Consider the following 22,871-nt stretch of genomic DNA (forward strand, 5'->3'; position numbering starts at 1 on the left):
ACGGCCTCGGGCTATTACTTGCGGATGCCACCGTCCGCATGGGCTGGCTCCGCTCACTTCTCGAAAGGAGCCACCATGGCAAACAACTACTACGAGGGCACGGGCGTTCTCATGCTTGATCGTGTTACCCCCGTCATCCAGGCGCTGTTCGGCGTCTTCGCATTGGATGAAAGCTATCCCGGCAACGGGCATGCCTACATCGCCAGGATCGCCGAGACCAATGATCCGCAATGGTCAAATGTGCTGGGCGGTCTGGAAGACCTCGCAGCGCAACTCGGCATACCCATGCCCGACGACGAAGGCTTGTCGATTCCTCCACTGCTCGAACTGCTGGCCGTGCACTTCGGAGCCGACCAGGATCAGGAACTGCAGAACCTGATCGAACAACACCAGTTCGAGGACAGCGCCGATCTGGAGGCCTTACTTCTGATCGCAACCTGCTTCGACGACGGCCATGACCTGACCGCCATCCAGTTCGAGGGCTGCTGGTATTGCAGCAAGCCAAGGCTGTTCGAGTTCGGCGGCAGCGGCTGCTACCTGAGCCGCGAGGTCCAGGTCTTCAGAACGTCCTCGCAGGCACTCCAACTCGGCGACCAACTGCGCAAAGCCATTAAGGCCAGCGACATCGAAGAGGCCTCGGCGTTGATCGCACTGGAGGCCGCCAATCTGCTCGCGGGCATCAACGACGAGCATTTCCGCCTGAATGTGCGCCATCGCATCGCCGAACGGCTGGCCCAGACGCCAACGATCAGTGCCGACTGACGCATTTTCTCTTTTCAACCCACCGGGTCCAATTCCCGGTGGCGGGGATTGGCTCCATTATTCAATCTGGAGAAATCCCATGTCCCAAAATCCCAATCCCTTTGTCCGCGGCTACTGGAATCTGAAAATCGTCCGCACGCTGTCCATCAGCTACGAGGACGGAAGCCCGCATGTCTGGCGAGCCATCCACGTGAGCCAACAGCATCTCTCCGATGAGGAACTGGTTTCTTCCCCCTGCATCGTCACCAGCGAGTTCGCGGTGGTCAGGAATGGCACTGAACCTGTCAGCGCCGAACTGATGGCCGAATGCAATGCTGTTGAAGGCGTCAGCGGCGAAGGCGTAGTTGGTGCCGTGGTCTATGCCATTCACGGGGACGACTTCGACGGCCGCCCGATCCACGTCGGTGACACCTATTCGGCCGAAGCCGCGCGAGACGTGGTGCAGCGGTTGAGTTTCGAGACCGGCTATTACAGCCGATGCTGGGAAATCAGCAGCGCGCACATCAGCCGGAAAACCGGCCAGTACCTCGCCAACCTGGCAGACCTCGCCACGCCGGAGGCCTTTCTGTTCATCGCCTTCCGGGTTCCGTACAGCCCGGCGATCGGCGTCAAGCTGATTTCCACGCCCTGGACGGACCAGAACCTGGAGCATGCCGAGGGCATCGGCGCGGAGCAGCTTCGACAAGAGCACCGGAACAAGGGCATGCCGGACGACCTGGCGAACATCCTTGAACTGGCTGGCCAGGCCGATGTGCGCATTCTCATCCTCGACGCTGATGCGCCCGCGCTACTGGGCTTGCCGCTGGCCGAGTCCTAGCAGTCGCGCCACGCACCATTCTTCCTCTTTGTTCTTCCCCATGTCAGCCCGTCTCCCACCCGGAGCTGGGCTGATCCATTTTCATAGGAGCAACCTCATGTTCCCCGACCTCATCTCGCATGCACCCGACTTCGAGCACCAGCTCGGAGCCTGCGTCAACGCCATGAGCCAGGACGACGCCATCGGCCAGATCCTGGTATTCGAGCGCACGAGAGGCATGCTACACATGCGCCATATCGCCAGCGCCGACCTGGTGGACAGCGACATTGACGACTACGAAATGGTCGTCTTCGACGGTGGCAACACCAGCGGCGACACGTGGAAGCACGTGTTCTTTCCACGTCAGCGCGAACACTATTTCGTGTACGAAGCCTGATCCATCCAGCCCCTTTCGAGGGGCTTTTTCTTGCCCGTAGCGCAGGAAACTGGGCGCGGCGCAGTGCCGTTTCATGCGGGCGGGTAGCGCGGCCCAGGGCCATTCTTGCCCCATGTTCGTCGGCGTTGCCGACACATGCCCAGGCAGCCGAGACCTTCAAGGCTGCAAGTGCGGGAAACCGTGCTGGTCTTTTTTCTTATCGGACGTTCCGCGTCCATCCACGCCACCCACAAGGGATCTCTCCCTTGCGGGCGGGAATCCCTTGTTCTTCCTCAAGGAGATTCCCATGGATCGTACCCTCATCAAATCCATGATGCCTTCGCTTGTCGCAGGCCATGTGCCTCGCAACGTGCGGTCGTTCAAGTACCGCGTGTTCGATGATCAGCCGCAGTCCTCGACGCTTGGCTTCGCCATAGACCCCAAGCCCTTCGACGGCAAGGTTGTCTCGGCCAACGACGACGCCATTGTCGTCAAGCTCAAGCCCAGCGAGTTTGCGGTGCTCGATCCCGACCTGGTGACTACCGTTCCCAGCGAAGGCGCCAAGGTGCATGTCCAACCGTATGCCCGCCGCCGCTTCGACGGCCTGCGCGCGGACACCCCGGAGGTGATCACCGAGAAGACCGCGGACGGTGTTCCCTACACCATCACCAAGCACATCCTCGGCTCCGCGCCTGCCAAGCTGCCCATCCCCGAGCCGCAGTGCATGGAACTGGGCCAGCTCATCCAGCAGTTGGAGGAAATGCCGGCGCCAGACGGGTTCCGTCGCATCACCCACATGCTGGTCGATGCGGGCGCCCGCGACTTCACCTGGGTCGATCCCACGCCGTCCAAGATCATCGAAACGCCTCCGGCGATCAGCTTCACGGTTTCGACCGCGAAGTTCGAGGGCCAGGTGACGATCCTCTACGACCGCGGCGGCGACACCTACGTGGTGGAGCTGCGCCACGACGGTGAGCTGGTCGATCGGCACGACGAGGTGTATTTCGACATGCTCGGTGAAGTGCTGGAGCGGCTTATCGACGACGGGCGCTGGCGCCTGATCGACGTGAGTGTGATCGACACCAAGGCCACCAAGCGGCGCCAGGCGGTGCCGGCATGACGTCCAAGGCAAACGGCTGCTGGGTGGTGTATTCGCCCAAAGCGTCGGCCATCAGCGACCGCGCTGGCTTCTGGTCCAACGAGTTCGGCCCGGCGACGCGCTTCTCGACGGAAGAGACCGGGCGCTTGCAGCTTCCGATCTCCACTGGTCGCAACGCGCGCTTCGTTCCATCTCAGGAAGCCCAGCGGTATTACGGCTGAGTGAGCAGCCTACCCCACAGGCCTTCCATCCATTTGGATGGAGGGCCTTTTTTCTTATCCATACAGGAGATTTCAACTATGTCACTGCGATTCAAAGGTTCCGACCTTCGCCCCGTGCTGGCCGAGGCCGTCGCCAACCAATGCCGCGTCGTCCTCGCCAAGGATCAGGGCGTGTACTTCCTCGCCGAGCGCGGGGAGCGCTATCCCGATGGCCGAATGAAGCTTCTAGCATATGCCGTCGGCTGCAACCCGGATTCCGATCCATTCGAGGGTTGGTGGTACCTGGCCAAGCATATGCTAGGTGCCGACGACTTTGCCGAGTTCTTCGATCCGGCCGATAGCGTCTTTACTTGCATTCTGCACAGCACGGATGACCTGATGCTCTTCGCTTCTGACACGCATCTGTCCTTGGAAGTGGTACCTCCCGCCTGACGCGGCATTCACCGCTCGGCCCTCGCAGCCCCCGTTTGGGGGCTTTCTTTTTGGCAGCGCCGGGCGGCACGGGCAAAGGGAAACACCCGGATGCCGATTGATTGCTGTCGCGCGCGCGAGGCCCGGCCATGCTGACCCCATGCCTGCTGACGTTGTCAGCGACATGCCAGGCAACCATCGGTCTTCGAGGTTGCGGCGCAGTTTCCACTGTGTGACCGAGCCAGCTCGCACCGCATCCGTCCGCGAGCGGCCACCAGTCTCTGGTGGCGGATGCTTTCGCCTTATCAACCCACCGCGGGGTTACGCACCTTTCCCCGCATGTGTGGGCCTGGTGTGTCTCCGCTTCTTCCAATGGAGATTCACCATGAACACCACTTCCAACGAGAAATCATATTTCGACCTCCACACCTCGGGCATCGGCTATGTCCAACGTGCCCGCGAGGTTCCCGTCCGGGGCGGCCGCCGTGCGCAGCCCTTCCTGGCATGCACCATCGCCGCGTTGGTCGGCTCCGCTAAGGACCCCAGCTACCGCTACTTCGACGTCAAGGTCTCGGGTGCCGAGGCCAAGAAGCTCGTTCAGCGCTACATCGGCGTTGACGATCCCAAGCAGCGCCCGCTGGTGCGTTTCCGCCTCGGCGATCTGTGGGGCGATGCGTACATCCGCGACAAGGGTGAGCAGAAAGGCCAGGCCGCCGCGTCCCTCAAGGCGCGACTGCTCAAGGCCGAGCTGATCGACCAGGCCGAACTGGCCTCGATCGAGAAGCATGAACTGGTCACCCACGGCATCGGCTACCTCAACCGTCCGAAGGACGTCACCCCGAAGGATGGCGACCCCTTCCTGTCGTGCTCGATCGCCGCACTGGCCGGCCCCGTCGATGAGCCGGACTATCGGTACATCGACACCATCGTCTCCACCCCTGAAGCCGAGCATCTGGTTCGCCGATGCGTGCAGGCCATCGAAGGGGACCGCAAGGTGCTGATCGCCTTCCGTCTGAACGACATGAAGATCGATCCGTACATCCGCACCAAGGGCGAGCGCGCCGGGGAACCGGGAGCGAGCCTGGAATCGACGCTGGTCCACATCGGTCTCATCAAGATCGACGGCACCCAGGTCTATCCGACGAGCCAGGCGCAAGCCGAGGCGCCGCAGGCCGAGGACGCATCCGCGCCCGAAGCCGAGGTTGCTGCCGACACCGCTACCGACCAGCTTATCGAGTCCGCCGAGCGCGAGCCCGCAGGTGAAGCCGAAGAGCAGGAGCCGGCATTGGCTGCTTCGTTCTGATCCGGCATGGCCCCTCACGGGGCCCTGCCTTTTCCCTGCTCCCCAAGGAGAACCATCATGACAGCCACATCGGCATCCGCAAGGTCAGTCCCACCCATCGTCGTATCGGGCCAGCTTTCGATCCGCACAATCCACGGCCGCAATGGTCCGTTCTGCGTCGGCTACCTCGTCACCCCTATCGGAAACTTCGCGGTGAAGGACGCGGAACTGGAGCAATACCCTGAAGGCAAGTACGACGGGGAGTTCGTGATCCGCTACATCTTTCCGAATCCGATCCCCATGCGGGGCGGTATCAAGTTCGAGATTCGTTGCAACCTCGATGGCATGACGCTCTTCGGCGTTGACAAACTGAGCCGCGAGGATATTCGCGGCTTTTCAACCCAGGATATTGATCCGCTCGATGAAGAACTGGGGGCGCAGCCTGCGGCAACGCCGGCCAAGCCCACCAAGGCATCCAGGCCCGCCAAGCCCGCATCCGTGCAGGCGTCCGCGGACCCGCTGGTCGATACCACGCCTTTCGGCATGGATGCGCCGACGCCCGCTGTGGCTGCTGCCCCCGGCAGCACCGAAGATGGCGACGCCGCACTGTTCAGGCTGCTCTGGCCGCTGGGAGAGTCCGTGAAACTGGATTCGACCATCGACCGCCTCACCCTGCGCGCGCAGATCGTCCGCCTGGGCGAACTTGGCTACGCGCTGGACTTCAAGACGCAGGAGTGGGGCCGCCAGGCCGAACTGCAACCTGCGTGATCGCGGACGCCGCATCCGCGGTGTTCTTCATCCACCCGCCGGGGTTCTTTCCCCATGCGGGGGAGACCCCGGCCTTTTCTTTGGAGGTCTCCATCATGTCCAACATCGCTTCAGATACCCACCGTTCCGCACTGGATGAAACCGCGTGGCGGGCTGTCTGCGAGACGGCTGCCAAGCAAGCCATCCATGGCTGCGGACAGTCTCACGACTGGTACGTGGAACGGTTCAGTTCAGAAGTTGACGCGCAAGTACATCGGTTACCCGAGCATCAGCAGGCATATGCCCTGCAGATAGCAGAGGAATACGGGGACTACGCAACACCCGCCGAAAGGCATGAGACTCAGGACTGGAATGCCGAAAACGGCATTTGCATGCACGGCATCGATCGGGATTGCTGCCCGGCCGGTTGCGGTGATCTTGAGTACTGACACGCGACTTCATCGCTGCTAACGCGGCATTCCATCACCCGCTGGGGGTTCTCCCCCGCGGGGAGGCCTCCGGCTCCACTTTTCAGGAGGCCTTTCATGGGCAGGTATTTCTCCCCCCAATCGCGATCTGAACTGATCGCGGAACTGATCACACCGCAGGAGACCGAGCGCGCCAGCGTCAAGGTCATCGCCCACGCGCTGCGTGGCAACGTCCTCTGGTCCGTCGCGGAAGTGACGGCCAAGGTCGAAGGCGTGCATCGTGATCTCGCACCGGGTCAATCCCTGCGCTACATCCGCTGCGATCTGCTTGAACGCAGTGGAAGCCAGTGGGGTTACAAGCCGCTGGAAGAGTCCATGCACCCGTACTACTACTCGTGCCCGCTGTCCTATCTGGATCTCGCACCGGAGCAGTCCGCCGAATGGCGTGCAGGCGTTCGCGCCCACCACGCGCAGCGGCGCACACCGACGGCTTCCACGGCACCCGCCGCAGCGCTGTTGGTCTGAGCCAGGAGGAACCGACATGGACCCGATCCTGGCTGCGCTCCCGCCCGCGTTGTTGAAGCTCGTCGAAGGGAGTCTGTCCAACGACGAAGTTTCTTCCGACGAGGAAATGCTGGCGTACTTCATCAGCGACGGCCTCACCGAGGATCAGGCGCGGCGGGCACTGACCTACCGCGACCAGTACCTCAACAACATCTACCTGGACGGCTTCACGCCGATTACCGCGGTGGACGAGGCACTTCACTTCAACCCGCACACCCGGCAGTTCGAGCCGGACTGAGCGGTTTTCTTCCACCCCTTGGGGCAGTACTTGCCCCAGCGGGCGGTGCTGTTCCCGTTCATCCGAGGACACCACCATGCCCGCAGACACTTCTTCCACCACGCTTTACCGCATCGACGAATGCTCCGACGTGATGGCCGACGCTTGCGTCGGCGATGACCAAGGCAACCTCGTCTTCCTCTCGATCTGGGCGCGGGACACCGCCGTCCAGCAGTTCCTCGCTCGCCTGACCCTCGGGCGCGACGAGCAGGAACTGGACCAGTTCCACGTCATCACCGACCAGGGCGGCAGCGTCCCGGTGTTCATCGGCAACGTCGATCGTCTGGAAAAGCGCATGACTCGCGCCTACCGACGAACGCTGTTCGGATCGCTCTCCAACGTGTGGCTGTTCGATCGCCGCTGCGTGAAGCCCGACAAGGCCAACGCCAGCGCGCTCGCACTGCTGCCACGCGGCAACGCCCACCGGCTTGACCGCATGTGGACGCTGGTGCGGGACACCTGCCCGTTGCCGCTGCTCGATCACTGGCGCGAGACCGTGCTGGAACTGCTGCAAACCCGCGAGATGCTGGCCCGCCTTCCGTTCGCCCTCGGGCCACTGGAAGGTCATCGGCTCGCCATCGACGTGCCGGCGCTGACCCTGGCGCTGGGCTCCTTGATCCGCAGTGACGTACTCACCGCCTATCCTTTCCGGCCAAGATTTGGACGCCGGAAGCGGTAGCGGCTTGACCCACCCGCGGAAGCACGCCTCTGCGTGCTTCCGCCTTTCATCCCCGCCAACCAGGAGACTTCCATGGCCCTCATGTTCCCGCGGCTCGCCCGCAATTTCGTGAAAAACGGATACTTCCCCACGGATGAACCCACGCTCGAAAGAGCCCTCAACGCAATGATGCCCAGCGACGGGTCGATGTGCATCCTCGATCCCTGCGCAGGCGAAGGCGTGGCGATCGCCGAAGCTGCTCATGCCCTCGGGCGCGAGCAGGTAAAGGCGTTCGCGGTCGAGTTCGACGCCGAGCGGGCACGCCATGCCCGCGGCCTGGTCGATCATTGCCTGCATGCGGACCTCATGGACGCGATGATCTCCAAGCAGTCGTTCGGGCTGCTCTGGCTCAACCCACCGTATGGCGACCTGTCCAAGGACGTCAACGGCAATATCGGTTATCAGGGACAGGGCCGTGCCCGCCTCGAAAAACTGTTCTATCAGCGCAGCCTGTCGCTGTTGCAGTACGGCGGCGTGCTGGTCTTCATCGTCCCCGGCTACGTGCTCGACGCGGAGCTGGTCGGCTGGCTGACGCGCCACTACACCGACCTGCGGATCTACCGAGCGGTGGAAACGCAGTTCAAGCAGGTGGTGATCTTCGGTCGCAGGGTGCGTCAGCGCGAGCAGGCACCCGATGGCGTCAAGGCCGTGCGCAATCTGCTGCTGCAGGTTGGGCTTGGCGAAGTCGAAGCCGAGGAACTGCCGAGCGAATGGCCGTTCCTGCCGTACATCATCCCCGCCAGTCCGGCCGAGCCGGAGCATTTCTTCCGCGTGACGATGGAGCCGGAGCAGTTCGCCGATGAGGTTGGTCGGCTCCAAGGCCTCTGGCCGTCGCTGGATACGCACCTGGGAGCCGCGCAGCAGTCGCTGCGTCCGCCCGCGCGTGCCTTGTCCCACTGGCATCTCGCCCTGGCTCTGGCCGCGGGCGCGATCTCGGGGGTTGTGCGCTCCAAGACCGGGCGCGTGCTCATCGTCAAAGGTGACACCCACAAGGACAAGACGCTCCAGCGGGAATTCACCGAACGCGAAGACGGCTCCATCGCCGAGACCCGCATCCTCACCGACAAGTTCGTGCCTGTCATCCGCGCGTGGGACATGACGCCTGGCTCCGCAACGCGGGGCGAGGTGTTAACCATCCGCTGATCGCTGTTTATCGATGACGGTTCGCCGTCGTTCTCATCCACCCAACGGGGTCACGCTGCCCCGGTGGGCCCGTGGCCCGACTAACCTGCAAAGGAGTAGAACCCATGGCCCACGACGTTCCTGACCGCAACCGCCGCAATCTGTTGTTCCCGATCGGCGCACTGATCTTCAGCGAAAGCATCGACCGCCTGATGCGTGAAGGCCGGCTCGACCCGATACCGTACTTCCAGCGCCATGTCAGGGGCGACTGGGGCGACGTCACCGACGACAAGTGGCAACAGAACAATGCCGCCTTGCTGTCCGGCGATTGCCTCGACTCGCTCTTCATCGTCACCCGCGAGCTGACCATCCGCGTCGTCACCGAAGCGAATCGCAGCGCCACCCACATCGTGCTGCCGTCCGAGGACTGTCCTCCGGCCGCGTAGCCGTTTCCTTCAGGCAGGCCGCCAGCGCCTGTTCCTGCATTCATCCACCCAACCGGGGTCACGCGCCCCGTGGGGCCGTGGCCTTTCCATTTCTTTAGGAAAAACCCATGGCACAAGAAGTTGTTTTCGCCAGCGTCGTTCCTCGGCCTCTATTCCCGACCGGACATCTGGTCGCGACGGCCGGCGTCGATGCGCTTATCCGGCAAGGCCGGCTCAATCCGACCGAGTACTTGCGCCGCCACCTCAGCGGCGACTGGGGCGACCTTTTCGACAACGACCGGCGCCAGAACGACGTGGCATTGCAGTCCGGCGAGGATCGCCTGTTTTCGTCCTACCAGGTCGCGCCTGACCTGAAGCTCTGGATCATCACCGAATGGGATCGCAGCGTCACAACGTTGCTGCTTCCGAGCGAGTACTGATCCTCATCCAGCGGCCTCGCGTCGCATCTTTCTTCCCACCTCGGGGCATCCCATTGCCCGCTGGGGTGGTGATGCCCCATTTTCCTTGGAGCATCACCATGTCCCTCGATCTCGATACCACTGCCAAAGAAGCAACGCCCGTACAGGGCGAACTGCTCGATGCGGAATCTTCCCCTCTGACCCAGAGCCTTCAGGATTTCGTCGGTGAGTTCGGCGACGAACTGCTCGACTCCCTCAACCGTGCCAACCCGCCGGTTTATACCGGTCAGCCACAGGCGCACCGGCAACTCGTCGTCGCCAGCCTCAAGCGCAAGCTGTTTGAGGCCCAGACCGAAGTCGTCCATGCCGCTGCCGAGCTGCTGATTGATCATGGCGAACGCGCCGCGATCGTCAATGGCGAAATGGGCTGCGGCAAAACGACCGTCGGCATCGCCACGGCCGCCGTGCTCAACGCCGAAGGCTACCGCCGCACCCTGGTTCTTTCGCCCCCACACCTTGTTTACAAGTGGCGGCGCGAGATCCAGGAAACGGTGGCAGGCGCCAAGGTGTGGGTGCTCAACGGGCCGGATACGCTGGTCAAGCTCATCAAGCTGCGCGAGCAGCTAGGTGTGCAGCCCACGGGCCAGGAGTTCTTTGTCCTGGGGCGCGTCAGGATGCGGATGGGATTCCACTGGAAGCCCGTCTTCACCACGCGGCGCAACCGCCATGGCGACGTGGCAGCGTGCCCTGACTGCGGCACGGTCATCACCGACCTCGACGGCGAGCCGGTCAACCCGGTCGCGCTCGAAGCCGAGGAGTACCGCAGGAAGTGCAGCCATTGCGCCGCACCCCTGTGGACGTTGATCCGCCCGAGAAGTCTGCCCGGCAGCGATCAGTCTTCGGCCGTTCTCAAAGCCTTGAAGCGCATCCCGACGATCGGCGAAGTCACCGCGCAGAAGCTCATGAAACGCTTCGGTGATGGTTTCCTCGCCTCCATGTTGGGAGACAACGTACATGAGTTCATCAACCTCATGGACGGCAACGGCGAGCTGGTGTTTTCCGACCGCCAGGCCACACGCATGGAACGTGCGATGGCCAACATGGAGTTCGGCTTTGGCGAGGGCGGCTATCAGCCGTCCGAGTTCATCAAGCGCTACCTGCCGCAAGGCACGTTCGACCTGCTCATCGCCGACGAGGCGCACGAGTACAAGAACGGCGGCAGCGCCCAGGGCCAGGCCATGGGCGTGCTGGCAGCGAAGGCTCGCAAGACCTTGCTGCTGACCGGCACGTTGATGGGCGGCTACGGCGACGATCTGTTCTACCTGTTGTTCCGAGCCCTTCCCGGGCGGATGATCGAAGACGGCTACCGCCCGACCACGAGCGGCAGCATGACCTCGGCCGCGATGGCGTTCATGCGCGATCACGGAGTCCTCAAGGACATCTATTCCGAGAGCACCGGCACGGCGCACAAGACCGCGAAAGGCACGAAAGTCAGTGTCAGAACGGTCAAAGCTCCGGGCTTCGGCCCCAAGGGCGTGCTGCGCTGCATCCTGCCGTTCACGATCTTCCTCAAGCTCAGAGACATCGGCGGCAACGTTCTGCCACCGTATGACGAGGAGTTCCGTGAAGTCGCGATGGACACGGCGCAAGCCGCGGCCTACCGCGATTTGGCGGGTCGGCTGACCGCGGAGCTGAAACAGGCTCTGGCGCGACGCGATACGACCTTGCTGGGTGTGGTCCTCAACGTGCTGCTGGCCTGGCCGGACTGCTGCTTCCGGTCGGAGACCGTGGTGCATCCGCGTACACGCAATACCTTGGCGTTCGTCCCGGCTCAGTTCAACGAGTTCGAGATCAGCCCCAAGGAGCGTGAGCTGATCGACATCTGCAGGGAAGAGAAAGCACAGGGCCGCAAGGTTCTGGCCTACACGGTCTATACCGGCACGCGCGACACGACTAGCCGGTTGAAGGTATTGCTGGAGCAGGAAGGCTTCAAAGTGGCGGTACTGCGCGCAAGCGTGGATGCCAGCCGCCGCGAGGACTGGATCGCCGAGCAGTTGGACCGTGGCATCGACGTGCTCATCACCAATCCCGAGCTTGTCAAGACGGGATTGGACCTGTTGGAGTTTCCGACGATCGTGTTCATGCAGTCGGGCTACAACGTGTACTCGCTCCAGCAGGCGGCACGCCGCTCCTGGCGTATCGGGCAGAAGCTGTCCGTGCGCGTGATCTACCTGGGCTACGCCGGCTCCTCGCAGATGACCTGCCTGGAGCTGATGGCCAAGAAGATCATGGTCTCGCAGTCCACTTCGGGCGATGTACCCGAATCGGGGCTCGATGTCCTGAACCAGGATGGTGATTCCGTGGAGGTCGCATTGGCCCGGCAATTGGTAACTGCGTGATCTGCTGTCTGCCGGCATCCTTTCGGGGGTGCCGGCATTTTTCTAGGAAATTGCTGTTCGGAGGATTCGATCACCGCCCCGGTCCCAGCGCGGGGAAGGCTAAACTGATTAGACAATACCGAGACTCAAGGAGGCACTATGGCTATGGTGATCGAAGCAGCATATGCAGATGGTACTGGTGCAGCCAACGCACTGCATATGTCTCAGGCGCAGTGGGAAGAGTTGCAACGGGCGTACTGCATCGGTGATCTGCTGATGCCTTGCTGCAACGCTCCAGCGATTCCCAAGGTTAGTGCTAATGGGTACCCCTTCTTCGCGCATCTAGGAGGTGCGTGCAGTACTTCCGAAGAAAGCCAATGGCACCTGGCGGCCAAGATACTTGTGCGCAGCGTGCTTGAAGATCTTGGATTCCGTGCCTCGGTTGAAATGCCGGGTTCGGGTGATGCAGGTCGCTGGCAGGCTGATGTCTGGGGTGAGCGCAATGGGGTTAGGTTGGCTGTCGAGATCCAAAGATCGTATCAGTCGCTCCGTGACTACCGTAAACGCCAAGAGCGGTACCGCGAGGCGGGCATCAAGTCTCTTTGGTTGCTGCGGCAGGAGCGATATAGCACTCTCACCAAGAGCATGGGAAAGGAGCGTCTGCGCACCGAGTTTGGGGGCAAGTTCCCTTCGGCTGGCCACTTCGGCCCGTGCCTTTCTGACCTGCCGGTCGCGATGCTTGAGCTAGATCCGGCCCCAACGGTCAAGGGTGCCGGATTCTTCAACGCAACCCTTCCAAACATACTTGAAGCAGTGCTTAGTGAGCGCTTTCTTTGCATCAACGGTCTATGGTGTATCGATAACCTAGACTCGATGAATAACGCCGCCAGACTCTCGCGCGAGCGTTTCGCAGCCAATCGCTTGGCTGCAAAGATGTAGCTCGACTGTGGTGTTGCTCGACATGCGCCGACGCAGCACCGACACTCCAGATTCTCGGGTTCACACTCAAATGCCAGCGGCACGCATTCGCGCCTCCAGCTCATCAAGGAATGGCGAGCGCCCAAAGCGCATAGGGCCATAGCGGCCATCAACGAAGCCCGAATACAGCATGTGGACCTCGTCGCGAGCACGTGTGAGTCCCACATAGAAGAGCCGGCGACTTTCGCGCAACTTCTCTGGAGTTTCATTGCGCCACGGCAGATTTCCGAGGTCGAGTCCAACCATGATGACGACGTCGTACTCACAGCCCTTTGCGGAATGCAGTGTCAGCAGATTCAGGTGATCGGGCGAACCGTCCCGGCCGCCCAAACTCGTGATGTCTAGCGAAGCCAGTGCACCTCCTTCAGCGAGCGCTGCCGTCATGCGATCCAGTTGCTCCTTCTGATCAGCGAGCGCCAATTCAGCCGCCAGCAGATGATCCACTACACCGTTGCGCAGCGAAGCAACAAATTCTCGCGCAGGTTGCTGGTCAGCACGCAGCTCCCATAGCAAGGCGGTTAGCTCTTGCTCTTCGCGCTTGGCCTGTGAATCGTCCAAGCTCGCCCGATGAAATGCGCGATAGCGGTCGAGTAGTCCGCGCAATTGTGGGCGTCCAACACGCCAGCCACCCGCGCACCACGCCGCACAATCTTCTACCCAACTTGTTAGGGCAACCTTGCGGTAAGGTGCTGCGGTATCCACACGGATGTAATCGAGACCACCGGTTGCCACAGCTTCAGCCACGATATCGCCTGCGCGATAGTCTTTGTATAGGATCGCGATATCGCCCAGTGTTCGTCCCGGCTTGGAGGCTAAGGCCGCCGGAATGATCTGCGCGACGGCGTGCGCAGCCTGGTCCGCCATACCACCCGGGCGCAGGACAAATTCGATGGTCGTTTGTCGCGCAGGATCGCTCGCTTGATAGCCTCGGGCTTCTCCAAGCGCCATCTCTGACGCAGTCACGATCCCTGCACCAGAACGGTAATTTAACTGAAGCTGGACAGGCTCAATGTCTCTGCGAGCCGCCAATTCCATGAGCAACGCGCCATCAGCTCCCGTAAATCCATATATCGACTGATCCGCATCCCCGACAGCGAAAAGTCGGACACCCCCGTCGAAGGCAAGGCGTTTGACGATGCGATGCAGTGCCACGCCTAAATCCTGGTACTCATCCACCGCGAGCACGGGGAATTTTGCCTGAACCAGAGGTAGTACCCAGTCGTGCTCGGCGATCAAACGTTGGCCGAAGACAACCATGTCATCGTAGTCAATCAGCCCATCGTCGCGCAGAGCGGCCTCGTAGGCCTCGGCCCAGGCAGCGAGTTCCTCCTCGCTACGCCAAGCGACGCTATTTCGATTGAGCACGGAACGGCGATGCCGCCCGAGGTCAATAACTTTGTACGGATGGTTCTGGCCGAAAAGCGCATCTCCAGTTTGCTTCAACAACCGATCACTGACTCGTTGAGTGGCCACCGAGAGTGGGAAAGATATGGGCAGGCCGGCCAGGCGTCCATACGGCATCAAGAGATGACGCAGACAGAACCCATGGACCGTACCAATGAAAAGATTAGGTGCCTGCTGAAGTCCCAAGCTTTCAATTCGGCGAGCGAGTTCGCGAGCGCACTCCTGGCTATAAGTGATGCACGCAACGCCACGTGGGGCCTCGACGTCTTCGGCCAGAATGCGGGCGAGCTTTAGGACGAGTGTCTTGGTCTTACCGCTCCCGGGACCAGCGAGTACCACACAATGTCCTTGAGAGTTGTAAGCTGCCAACTGCCCTGGATTTCCAGCCAACTCGGCAGCCTGCGCCAGGTAGGCTGTACCGACGTTACGCGACGGCATCGCGGATATGCTCCAGCGCAGAGCGAATGTAGGCCGGGCAAACGTCCTCAGACACCGACGGCGCAAGTGCCTGTGCAAATCTCCCCTTGCCAATCCGTTCAATCAACTTCAGCAGCCGGTCTTCATCGACCTGATCCGGATCATCCACCCACTCTTGCAGTGCGTCCCGGGTGACTTGCCTCAGCGGCAACTCCTGCTCGATTACCGACTTCATCGCCTCGGTCATTCCGGCGGCAAATAGGTCGGATTCCAGCGTGCTCTCGTTGACGAAGTATCCAAACTCTGCGGCGTATTTGAGCACATCATCTATATCCAGGTCATCGTAACCATATTCGTCATCGACCTCGTTTAAGAGATTAATTAACCGCCTGTGGGCTAGTGGAGGTTTGCCATTGACCGGGTCGCGATCTGTCAAAATTACATGTGGAATATTTAGCCCTTTAGGGCCCAAAAGCTTCACATAAGGAGTGAAGTTCGTCCCCCCGACCGAGCACACAGTGATTCCAAGTATGTCGAAAGGAATCCCGAGGGCGTCGGCGAACGCGGGGATGATGAAGCGCTCGGCGTCCCCTTCAACCAGAATCACTCCCCGGGAAAATAATATTTCTCCGCGAGTGACGTCGATGTAGCGCTGGAGGTCGTCTTCATCCCTCTGTGTGAAAGGTGCGTTCGCGGTCGAAACCGCGACGGTTTTCCCGTCCGTTGCGTTATGACGCAGGAGAACGATGGACCTAATCGGTGTAACGCTTGCGATTTGCGGCGAGTGAGTAGTGAGAATTGTCGTCAGCGGAGGGGCTTCGTCCTCATCTTCCGCACTTGTGCCGAGAAAGTAGCGATAGACAAGACGCTGGACATGCGGATGCAGGTGCGCTTCGGGCTCCTCGACGACGAAGAATGTGTGGTCGCGCTCCCCCTCGGAGACGAGACGGTCGAGTTCGAGGCTCTTCAAGGCCAGGAAGATCAGATTCGCCGTTCCTAGGCTGGCATCGCCGACACCGCGAACACCGTTGTCGATGAGCAGCCGAAGGCTACGCAGCAATGCATCCACTCGTGTAGGTGCAAGTCCGAGCGATACCGGGACAGCATGTTGCCCCCCGGCGATTGCGATCAGCCGTTCGCTGATCCGTTCTGCTGTCGCTACCACTTCCTCGTGTCCAGCCAGCTCTCGCTGTGCTTGGTCGACCTGATTCTGAATCTCCTCACGGGCGTCATCATCCAACGACGCGGCAAGATCCTCAATGAGCGGCCTCAATGGCGAATTGCGCCAGCTCGCAAGGTCCTTCTCAGCGTCACGCAGGGCTACCTGAACATCTATTGGCAACATCCGGCGAAGTCCGCCGCCGATACGCATTTCGGGATCGTTGCCACCGAAGATCACATACTCATAGTCCTTCAACGATTCCGGGGCGCGCCCCAGGCCCGCCTTAGGCTGGAAGCGGTAGGTGAGTCGGGCCACCATGGGTGGGCCAGGATCAATCACGCAATCGTTGAGGTGAGCCATCAGCCGGGGATCGTTTGTGAAGTCCGTTAGATCCACAGAGACCTCAATGGTCGCACCAACCTTGTCTTCGCCAAGTCCGTCCCAGAAATGTTCAAGCCCCAGTTGTCGATCGCGTTCAGACAAGCCCGGATCAAGGATCAACTGCAGGCCGCGAATGAAATTGCTCTTGCCAACCTTGTTCTCTCCCACGATGACGATGCTTTCCCCCGTCTCGACATCAACATCCGAGAAATTGGCGAAATTGATCAACCTGACCCGAGAAACCCTCATTTACGCCCCCGTCCACTGGTGTTTTAACAAATAGTAGCAGTCAAGCAGCCGGCCTCCATCCGCCGACCGCGACTGAGCTTTTCCGTTACGGCCCCCTCAAGGCCGCTTTTGTTCGACTAGACCGCTGCCGGCAAATCGGACACAGCGTGGTTCGCATTGTTTGCTGCTGCCCCGGGGCGTTAGAGGCGATGGTGAGGGCTCGATGTTTCAGGACGCCGAGCTATGTGCCCCTCTCCACCCTGGTTTCACCACCCCGAACGCCGCCTGCTGGCGGGAATCCTCGGTCTGCTCTGGACGGTGCTGGCTAGCGGCTGCGCGACCACGACTTCGCCGCACGCACCCGATGCCTTCGAGGAAGTCTCGCCCGCGTCCGAGCCCGAGGCTCCCGAGTACATCCCCGTCGTGCGCTACGGCCGCTACACCCTGGTCGAGTTGGCGCCCACGGTGGCGCAGCGCGACCTGCTGTTGCAGACCATCGACGTGTCCATCCCCGAGGATGCGCGCGCCACCGTCGGCGATGGGCTGCGGCATGTGCTCAAGCGCAGCGGTTACGGCCTGTGCCAGACAGCGCATGCGGTGATCGAGCTGTACGCGCTGCCGCTGCCGGCGGCGCACCTGCACCTCGGCCCAATGACCTTGCGCGATGCGCTGCTCACGCTGGCTGGCCCGGCCTGGGAACTGCACGCGGATGACCTCACACGACAGATTTGCTTTGAGCGGCCCGGCGAGAGCATGACCGCCGACAACACACCCGCGCCGCCCCCCATCGAGGCGGTGCAGACGTTCCCGCTGGCACCCGCAGTTTCGGGAGGCCAGCCATGAACGCTCCGCAATCCGCCCAGCGTTCAACCGCCGCCGTGGTGGTGCAGAGCCTGATGTGGCTCTGGCTGCTTGGCCTCAGTGTCCTCTTGGCCCTGGGCTACCAGGCCATGAACGACCAAGCCGACCAGGATCGCCTCGATTCCCGGCTGCAACGCCTCGAAGCGCAGGCGACAGGCCTGGCCGAGACCGTCGAGGCCATCCAGCAGCGGCCGGCCGTTGCCACGGCGGCAGACCTCAAAGACACCCGCCAAATCCTGGAAGCACGCGCGGCCCAGGTCGAGAAATCGCTGAGCGCCTATGCCGCTGCCGACGACCTTCAGGCACTGCGCGCCGAAGTCGAGCAGGTCAAGGCGCGCCAGACCACCGCACGCGCCGCAGTACCCGCCCAGCCGCGCGCACCGAGCAAGTCATCCGCCAAGCCCGAACCTCCGCCGCTGCCGTTCCGGGTCGTCGGTGCCGAACTGCGCGCCGGCGAGCGCAGCGTGTCTGTCGCGCCCAGCAGTGGCGACTTCACGCCCGACCAACTTCAGGTGCTGCTGCCAGGTGATGCGGTCGGCCCGTGGCGCTTGCAGGCGGTCGAGGGCAACACCGCGCTGTTCCAGACCGGCGACCAGACCCGTCGCATGGCGATTCCCTGACTGGAGTACAGCGCATGAAGCCGCCGATCATCCTTTCCGCGCTCCTGCTGGCGTCCGCCCAGTGGCCCGCCTTGGCGCAGCAGCCGCCTGCGGCTCCCGTCCGCAATGCGCAGAGCCAGGAGCGCTCGCTGGCCGCTCGCGTTCTGGACGACCGGGTGGCGAGCGACTGGGGCCTGCAACCGCAGGAGTGGGCGCGCTACCGCGAACTGATGGACGGGCCGCTGGGCATCTACTCGCCCAATCTGGACCCGTTGTCGGCCCTGGGCATCGAAGCCCGCACCGACGAGGAAAGGCGCCGCTACGCAGAGCTGCAGGTGCAGGTTGAGGCGCGCCGCGTCGAGAAGCTGCTCGCCTACCAGAGGGCCTACGACGAGGCCTGGCAGCGCCTGAACCCCGGCATGCAGCGGGTGAACTTGCCGGACGACAAGCCGGTCGCCGGAGCCACGCGCGGCAGCGGCCGCACGGCGGTATTCGTCAAGGACGGCTGCGCAGCCTGCGGACAGCTCGTGCAGCGCCTGCAATCCTCGGGGGCCGAGTTCGACCTGTACATGGTCGGCAGCCGCCAGGACGACGCGCGCATCCGCGACTGGGCCAAGCGCGCACAGATCGACCCCGCACGGGTGCGCAGCGGCAGCATCACTCTCAACCATGACGGCGGCCGCTGGCTGTCGCTGGGCCTGCCCGGCGATTTGCCTGCGGTCGTGCGCGAGGTGAATGGCCAATGGCAACGCCAACCCTGACGGCGCCGTTGCGCGCACTGGTACTCGTTGCTGGCCTTTGCGCCTTCGTTGCCCAGGCCCAGGAAGTTCCACCACCGGCCTATCAGCTTGCCGCCCAGCGCGCGGGCATTCCCTCGACGGTGCTCTATGCCGTAGCCCTGCAAGAGAGCGGCATCCGGCGCAACGGGCGCATCGTCCCGTGGCCGTGGTCCCTCAACGTCGCCGGCCAGTCGCGCCGCTACGCGACCCGATCCGACGCCTGTGCCGGTTTGCACCAGGCGATGCGCTCCACGCCGCACACGCGCATCGACGCGGGCCTGGGCCAGATCAACCTCGGCTACCACCAGCAGCGCTACAGCACCGCGTGCGACCTGCTTGACCCGTACCGCAACCTCGCCATCGCCGCCGAGATCCTGAAAGAGCAGCACAGCCCCGGGGAGGATTGGTTGGTGGCGATCGGCCGTTACCACCGCCCCGCGGGAGGCGAGCCCGCCGCCCGCTATCGACGCAGCGTGTCGCGCCACCTCGCGCGCGTGCAAGGCACGCGCTCAACCCCGGCGGTCCTCGCCGCGCGCCAGGAGACCTCACCATGACGAAATCCCATCTGGCTCATCTCGCGGCGAAAGGCCTGCTCGTGCTGTTGGCGGGTCTGCCGCTGGCCTCGCGTGCCGGCGAGCCGCTGATCGTGGTCGAAGACCGTGGCGGCACGTCGGCGCTGCCGTACTACGAAGCCCTGAACCTTCAGCCGCGCGCCAACGCGCCGGCCCGGTCGCCCATCCTGACGCCTCAGATCCCTGCCACACCGGCGGACGAGGCCGCGATGCTGCCGGTGCGCAGCGCCAAGCTCACGTCCGGCACCGTCGCGCGGCGGGTGATCGAGGCGCCGGGCCTGCGTCCCTTCGTGGTCGTGGGCGACGACGAGACTTCCCAGGCCTGGTTGCGCCGCCATGCAGCCTCATTGCGCGAGCGCGGCGCGGTCGGTCTGGTGGTCAACGTCGAGACCGTGCAAGGCCTGGCGCGGCTGCGCGCCCTGGTGCATGGCGTGCCCCTCGCGCCCGTGTCCGGCGACGACCTGGCCGAGCGCCTGGGCCTGCGGCACTACCCGGCGCTGATCACGGCCACCGGCATCGAGCAATGAAGCCATGTCGGGGAAACAGCCGGTCGAGGTTCTGCTTCGCCCAGCGGTGGAGCTATATACCGTCGCGGCGTGTGCAGGCGCCGCGTTTCTGTCCCTGGTGGCCTCGTGGTCGCTCGCGCTGAGCCCCGCCATGGGCGTCGGCAGCGCGCTGGCGTTCGGGGCCTATGGCGCGATCCGCTACCGCGATGCCCGCGTCATCCTGCGCTACCGGCGCAACATCCGCAGGTTGCCTCGGTACGTGATGACCAGCAAGGACGTGCCGGTCAGCCAGCAGCGTCTGTTCGTGGGGCGCGGGTTCCTGTGGGAGCAGAAACACACCCATAGGCTCATGCAGACGTACCGGCCGGAGTTTCGGCGCTACGTCGAGCCGACGCCGGCCTATCGGCTGGCGCGCAGGCTGGAGGAACGGCTGGAGTTCGCGCCGTTCCCGCTGTCCCGGCTGTCGAAACTCACCGGCTGGGACGTACCTTGCAACCCGGTGCGGCCGCTGCCGCCAGTGGGCGGCCTGCCGCGCCTGCACGGAATCGAACCGGAGGAGGTGGACGTCAGCCTGCCGCTGGGCGAGCGCGTCGGGCACTCGCTGGTACTGGGCACCACGCGCGTGGGCAAGACCCGGTTGGCCGAGTTGTTCGTCACGCAGGACATCCGGCGCACGAACTCTGCGGGCGAGCACGAGGTCGTGATCTTCATCGACCCCAAAGGAGATGCCGATCTCCTGAAGCGGATGTATGTCGAGGCCAAGCGCGCGGGCCGCGAAGGCGAGTTCTATGTCTTCCATTTGGGCTGGCCGGACATTTCCGCGCGCTACAACGCCGTAGGCCGCTTCGGTCGCATCTCGGAAGTCGCCACCCGCATCGCGGGCCAGCTCTCCGGCGAAGGCAACAGCGCAGCCTTCAGGGAGTTCGCGTGGCGCTTCGTCAACATCATCGCCCGCGCCCTGGTGGAACTGGGGCAGCGCCCGGACTACATGCTGATCCAGCGGCACGTCATCAACATCGACGCGCTGTTCATCGAGTACGCCCAGCACTACTTCGCCAAGACCGAGCCCAAGGCCTGGGAGGTGATCGTTCAGATCGAGGCCAAGCTCAATGAGAAGAACATCCCGCGCAACATGATCGGGCGCGAGAAGCGCGTGGTGGCGCTGGAGCAGTACCTCTCCCAGGCCCGCAACTACGACCCGGTGCTGGACGGCCTGCGCTCTGCCGTCCGCTACGACAAGACGTACTTCGACAAGATCGTCGCCAGCCTGCTGCCGCTGCTGGAGAAGCTCACCAGCGGGAAGATTTCCCAGCTTCTGGCCCCGAATTATTCCGACCTGGCCGACCCGCGCCCGATCTTCGATTGGATGCAGGTCATCCGAAAGCGCGCCGTCGTCTACGTGGGCCTGGACGCGCTGTCCGACGCCGAGGTCGCCGCAGCGGTCGGCAATTCCATGTTCTCCGACCTGGTTTCGGTCGCAGGCCACATCTACAAGCACGGGATTGACGATGGCTTGCCGGGCGCTTCAGCCGGTGCGCGCGTGCCGATCAATGTCCACGCCGACGAGTTCAACGAATTGATGGGCGATGAGTTCATCCCATTGATCAACAAGGGCGGTGGCGCAGGCCTCCAGGTCACCGCGTACACGCAGACCCTCTCGGACATCGAGGCCCGCATTGGCAACCGCGCCAAGGCCGGTCAGGTGATCGGCAACTTCAACAACCTGTTCATGCTGCGCGTGCGCGAGACCGCGACCGCTGAACTGCTGACCCGGCAACTACCGAAGGTCGAGGTCTATACGACCACCATCGTCAGCGGCGCGACCGACAGCTCGGACATTCGCGGGGCGACGGATTTCACGTCGAACACCCAGGACCGCATCAGCATGTCCAGCGTGCCGATGATCGAGCCGTCGCACGTCGTCGGCTTGCCCAAGGGCCAGTGCTTCGCGTTGTTGCAGGGTGGTCAGCTTTGGAAAGTGCGCATGCCGCTGCCGGCGCCGGACCCGGACGAGGTGATGCCGGCGGACTTGCAGCAACTGGCCGGGTACATGCGCCAGAGCTACAGCGAAGCCACGCAGTGGTGGGAGTTCACCAGTTCTCCGGCCCCGCAGGACGGGGCTTTGCCCAAGGACCTGCTGGATGAGGCTACGCCGACCGAAGCTGGCCCGGCAGCCACCGACGACAGCGCCGGCAACGAGGCCTCGTCATGAAGGACGCCGCCTCGACCGCGCAGCGGGAGCAGAACCAGCGCCAGGGCCTGATCGTCGGCACCATCACCTTGCCGTTCCGGCTGCTCGGGGTGCTGATCGGCTCGCTGCTGTTCTCGATCGTGGTCGAGTGCGTCGGCATGCACCTGTTCTGGAAGGACCAAGGCTGGCGCCACTCCCAGCAGATGTTGCAGTACGAGCTGGGGCATTTGTCCAACCATTTCACGCGCAGCGTCGTCGTGCAGGAGCCGGGCCGAACGGCGCACGAGCTGGTGGATACCGGCTACGAATGGGTGTTCGTGCGCTCGGGGCTGCTGGAGCGCATGAGCCAGACCGCCGAGCGCGCCCGCGCGCCCAGCCATGGGCAGACCCGCAACTTCCGGTACTACATCAGCCAGGTCTATGTCTGGACCGAGAGCTACCTGATCGCTGCGGCCTTCACGACGCTCACTTTCCTGGTGCGCCTGCTGGTCCTGGTGCTCACGCTGCCGCTGATCTTCACCGCGGCATTCGTCGGTCTGATCGACGGCCTGGTACGGCGGGACGTGCGCCGGTTCGGCGCGGGCCGGGAATCCGGTTTCATCTACCACCGGGCGAAGGCGAGCCTGATGCCGCTGGCCGTGTTGCCGTGGGTCACGTACCTGGCCTTGCCGATCTCGGTGCATCCACTCCTGATCCTGCTGCCGAGCGCCGCCTTGCTGGGACTGGCCGTGAGCCTGACCGCAGGCAGCTTCAAGAAGTACCTCTAGA

General features: G+C 63.0%; 25 protein-coding genes and 1 pseudogene. 24 read left to right on the forward strand and 2 right to left on the reverse strand.

Annotated elements, in window-relative coordinates; translation table 11 throughout:
• The first annotated feature begins 75 nt into the window (after positions 1 to 75).
• The 17 genes and pseudogenes from C722_RS0110215 to C722_RS0110295 all read left to right on the forward strand — a co-directional run bounded on the left by C722_RS0110215 (position 76) and on the right by C722_RS0110295 (position 12,964).
• On the forward strand, positions 76 to 762 hold the full coding sequence (locus C722_RS0110215) for a hypothetical protein (protein WP_017640406.1): 687 nt from the start codon (positions 76 to 78) through the stop codon (positions 760 to 762).
• Positions 763 to 841: 79 nt separating this feature from the next.
• A complete protein-coding gene (locus C722_RS0110220) occupies positions 842 to 1,579 on the forward strand; it encodes a hypothetical protein (RefSeq protein WP_011489289.1) in 738 nt (245 codons plus the stop codon).
• A gap of 97 nt (positions 1,580 to 1,676) precedes the next feature.
• Positions 1,677 to 1,955 carry a hypothetical protein gene (locus C722_RS0110225; protein WP_003290191.1) on the forward strand — a complete coding sequence of 93 codons (279 nt, stop codon included), beginning with the start codon at positions 1,677 to 1,679 and terminating at the stop codon, positions 1,953 to 1,955.
• A gap of 286 nt (positions 1,956 to 2,241) precedes the next feature.
• A complete protein-coding gene (locus C722_RS0110230; RefSeq protein ID WP_017640407.1) occupies positions 2,242 to 3,054 on the forward strand; it encodes a hypothetical protein in 813 nt (270 codons plus the stop codon).
• Positions 3,051 to 3,254 (forward strand): hypothetical protein, encoded by a 204-nt coding sequence (locus tag C722_RS0110235; protein WP_017640408.1) that lies wholly within the window; start codon positions 3,051 to 3,053, stop codon positions 3,252 to 3,254. The genes C722_RS0110230 and C722_RS0110235 overlap by 4 nt, the downstream gene beginning before the upstream one ends.
• 78 nt (positions 3,255 to 3,332) lie before the next feature.
• Entirely contained in the window at positions 3,333 to 3,686 is a 354-nt protein-coding gene (locus C722_RS0110240) for a DUF3085 domain-containing protein (protein WP_017640409.1), read from the forward strand.
• Between the two features lie 364 nt (positions 3,687 to 4,050).
• A complete protein-coding gene (locus C722_RS0110245) occupies positions 4,051 to 4,968 on the forward strand; it encodes a DUF3577 domain-containing protein (protein WP_017640410.1) in 918 nt (305 codons plus the stop codon).
• Positions 4,969 to 5,025: 57 nt separating this feature from the next.
• On the forward strand, positions 5,026 to 5,715 hold the full coding sequence (locus C722_RS0110250; RefSeq protein ID WP_017640411.1) for a DUF3275 family protein: 690 nt from the start codon (positions 5,026 to 5,028) through the stop codon (positions 5,713 to 5,715).
• 95 nt (positions 5,716 to 5,810) lie between these two features.
• Positions 5,811 to 6,143 carry a hypothetical protein gene (locus C722_RS0110255; RefSeq protein ID WP_026083767.1) on the forward strand — a complete coding sequence of 111 codons (333 nt, stop codon included), beginning with the start codon at positions 5,811 to 5,813 and terminating at the stop codon, positions 6,141 to 6,143.
• Between the two features lie 96 nt (positions 6,144 to 6,239).
• Positions 6,240 to 6,647 carry a hypothetical protein gene (locus C722_RS0110260; RefSeq protein ID WP_017640413.1) on the forward strand — a complete coding sequence of 136 codons (408 nt, stop codon included), beginning with the start codon at positions 6,240 to 6,242 and terminating at the stop codon, positions 6,645 to 6,647.
• 16 nt (positions 6,648 to 6,663) lie between these two features.
• Positions 6,664 to 6,924: a hypothetical protein gene (locus C722_RS0110265; protein WP_003290203.1), complete on the forward strand. Its 261-nt coding sequence runs from the start codon at positions 6,664 to 6,666 to the stop codon at positions 6,922 to 6,924.
• A gap of 76 nt (positions 6,925 to 7,000) precedes the next feature.
• Positions 7,001 to 7,650: pseudogene (locus tag C722_RS24815) on the forward strand (hypothetical protein).
• A gap of 64 nt (positions 7,651 to 7,714) precedes the next feature.
• The gene (locus C722_RS0110275) at positions 7,715 to 8,824 is read left to right on the forward strand and encodes a DUF6094 domain-containing protein (protein ID WP_017640414.1); all 1,110 of its coding nucleotides are present in this window, start codon (positions 7,715 to 7,717) and stop codon (positions 8,822 to 8,824) included.
• Positions 8,825 to 8,928: 104 nt separating this feature from the next.
• Positions 8,929 to 9,249, forward strand: coding sequence for a hypothetical protein (locus C722_RS0110280; protein WP_017640415.1), 321 nt, complete (start codon positions 8,929 to 8,931; stop codon positions 9,247 to 9,249).
• 107 nt (positions 9,250 to 9,356) lie between these two features.
• A complete protein-coding gene (locus tag C722_RS0110285) occupies positions 9,357 to 9,668 on the forward strand; it encodes a hypothetical protein (RefSeq protein WP_017640416.1) in 312 nt (103 codons plus the stop codon).
• 98 nt (positions 9,669 to 9,766) lie between these two features.
• On the forward strand, positions 9,767 to 12,046 hold the full coding sequence (locus tag C722_RS0110290; RefSeq protein WP_017640417.1) for a helicase-related protein: 2,280 nt from the start codon (positions 9,767 to 9,769) through the stop codon (positions 12,044 to 12,046).
• A gap of 138 nt (positions 12,047 to 12,184) precedes the next feature.
• Positions 12,185 to 12,964 carry a competence protein CoiA gene (locus tag C722_RS0110295; protein ID WP_017640418.1) on the forward strand — a complete coding sequence of 260 codons (780 nt, stop codon included), beginning with the start codon at positions 12,185 to 12,187 and terminating at the stop codon, positions 12,962 to 12,964.
• A 66-nt stretch (positions 12,965 to 13,030) separates the two neighbouring features.
• Here C722_RS0110295 and C722_RS24820 read toward each other — a convergent pair whose 3' ends face one another.
• Positions 13,031 to 14,845, reverse strand: a complete 1,815-nt coding sequence (locus C722_RS24820; RefSeq protein WP_026083768.1) for an ATP-dependent helicase — start codon at positions 14,843 to 14,845, stop codon at positions 13,031 to 13,033.
• Positions 14,832 to 16,616 (reverse strand): ATP-dependent endonuclease, encoded by a 1,785-nt coding sequence (locus tag C722_RS0110305; RefSeq protein WP_017640421.1) that lies wholly within the window; start codon positions 16,614 to 16,616, stop codon positions 14,832 to 14,834. Before C722_RS0110305 ends, C722_RS24820 begins: the two co-directional genes overlap by 14 nt.
• Before the next feature lie 222 nt (positions 16,617 to 16,838).
• Here C722_RS0110305 and C722_RS0110310 point away from each other — a divergent pair, with 222 nt between their 5' ends.
• The 7 genes from C722_RS0110310 to C722_RS0110340 are packed head-to-tail and all read left to right on the forward strand — an operon-like array spanning position 16,839 to position 22,870.
• Positions 16,839 to 17,438, forward strand: a complete 600-nt coding sequence (locus C722_RS0110310; RefSeq protein ID WP_017640422.1) for a PilL N-terminal domain-containing protein — start codon at positions 16,839 to 16,841, stop codon at positions 17,436 to 17,438.
• Positions 17,435 to 18,076: a hypothetical protein gene (locus tag C722_RS0110315; protein WP_017640423.1), complete on the forward strand. Its 642-nt coding sequence runs from the start codon at positions 17,435 to 17,437 to the stop codon at positions 18,074 to 18,076. Before C722_RS0110310 ends, C722_RS0110315 begins: the two co-directional genes overlap by 4 nt.
• A 14-nt stretch (positions 18,077 to 18,090) precedes the next feature.
• On the forward strand, positions 18,091 to 18,816 hold the full coding sequence (locus tag C722_RS0110320; RefSeq protein WP_017640424.1) for a TIGR03759 family integrating conjugative element protein: 726 nt from the start codon (positions 18,091 to 18,093) through the stop codon (positions 18,814 to 18,816).
• Positions 18,798 to 19,388, forward strand: a complete 591-nt coding sequence (locus C722_RS0110325) for a transglycosylase SLT domain-containing protein (RefSeq protein ID WP_017640425.1) — start codon at positions 18,798 to 18,800, stop codon at positions 19,386 to 19,388. The genes C722_RS0110320 and C722_RS0110325 overlap by 19 nt, the downstream gene beginning before the upstream one ends.
• Positions 19,385 to 19,933, forward strand: coding sequence for an integrating conjugative element protein (locus tag C722_RS0110330; RefSeq protein ID WP_017640426.1), 549 nt, complete (start codon positions 19,385 to 19,387; stop codon positions 19,931 to 19,933). The genes C722_RS0110325 and C722_RS0110330 overlap by 4 nt, the downstream gene beginning before the upstream one ends.
• A 4-nt stretch (positions 19,934 to 19,937) precedes the next feature.
• Complete coding sequence (traD, locus tag C722_RS0110335) at positions 19,938 to 22,124, forward strand: type IV conjugative transfer system coupling protein TraD (protein ID WP_026083769.1); 2,187 nt, start codon at positions 19,938 to 19,940, stop codon at positions 22,122 to 22,124.
• Complete coding sequence (locus C722_RS0110340; protein WP_017640428.1) at positions 22,121 to 22,870, forward strand: TIGR03747 family integrating conjugative element membrane protein; 750 nt, start codon at positions 22,121 to 22,123, stop codon at positions 22,868 to 22,870. Before traD ends, C722_RS0110340 begins: the two co-directional genes overlap by 4 nt.
• Position 22,871 lies beyond the last annotated feature (1 nt).

This window comes from Pseudomonas sp. 313 (assembly GCF_000316965.1).
In the GTDB taxonomy this organism is placed as follows: domain Bacteria; phylum Pseudomonadota; class Gammaproteobacteria; order Pseudomonadales; family Pseudomonadaceae; genus Chryseomonas; species Chryseomonas benzopyrenica.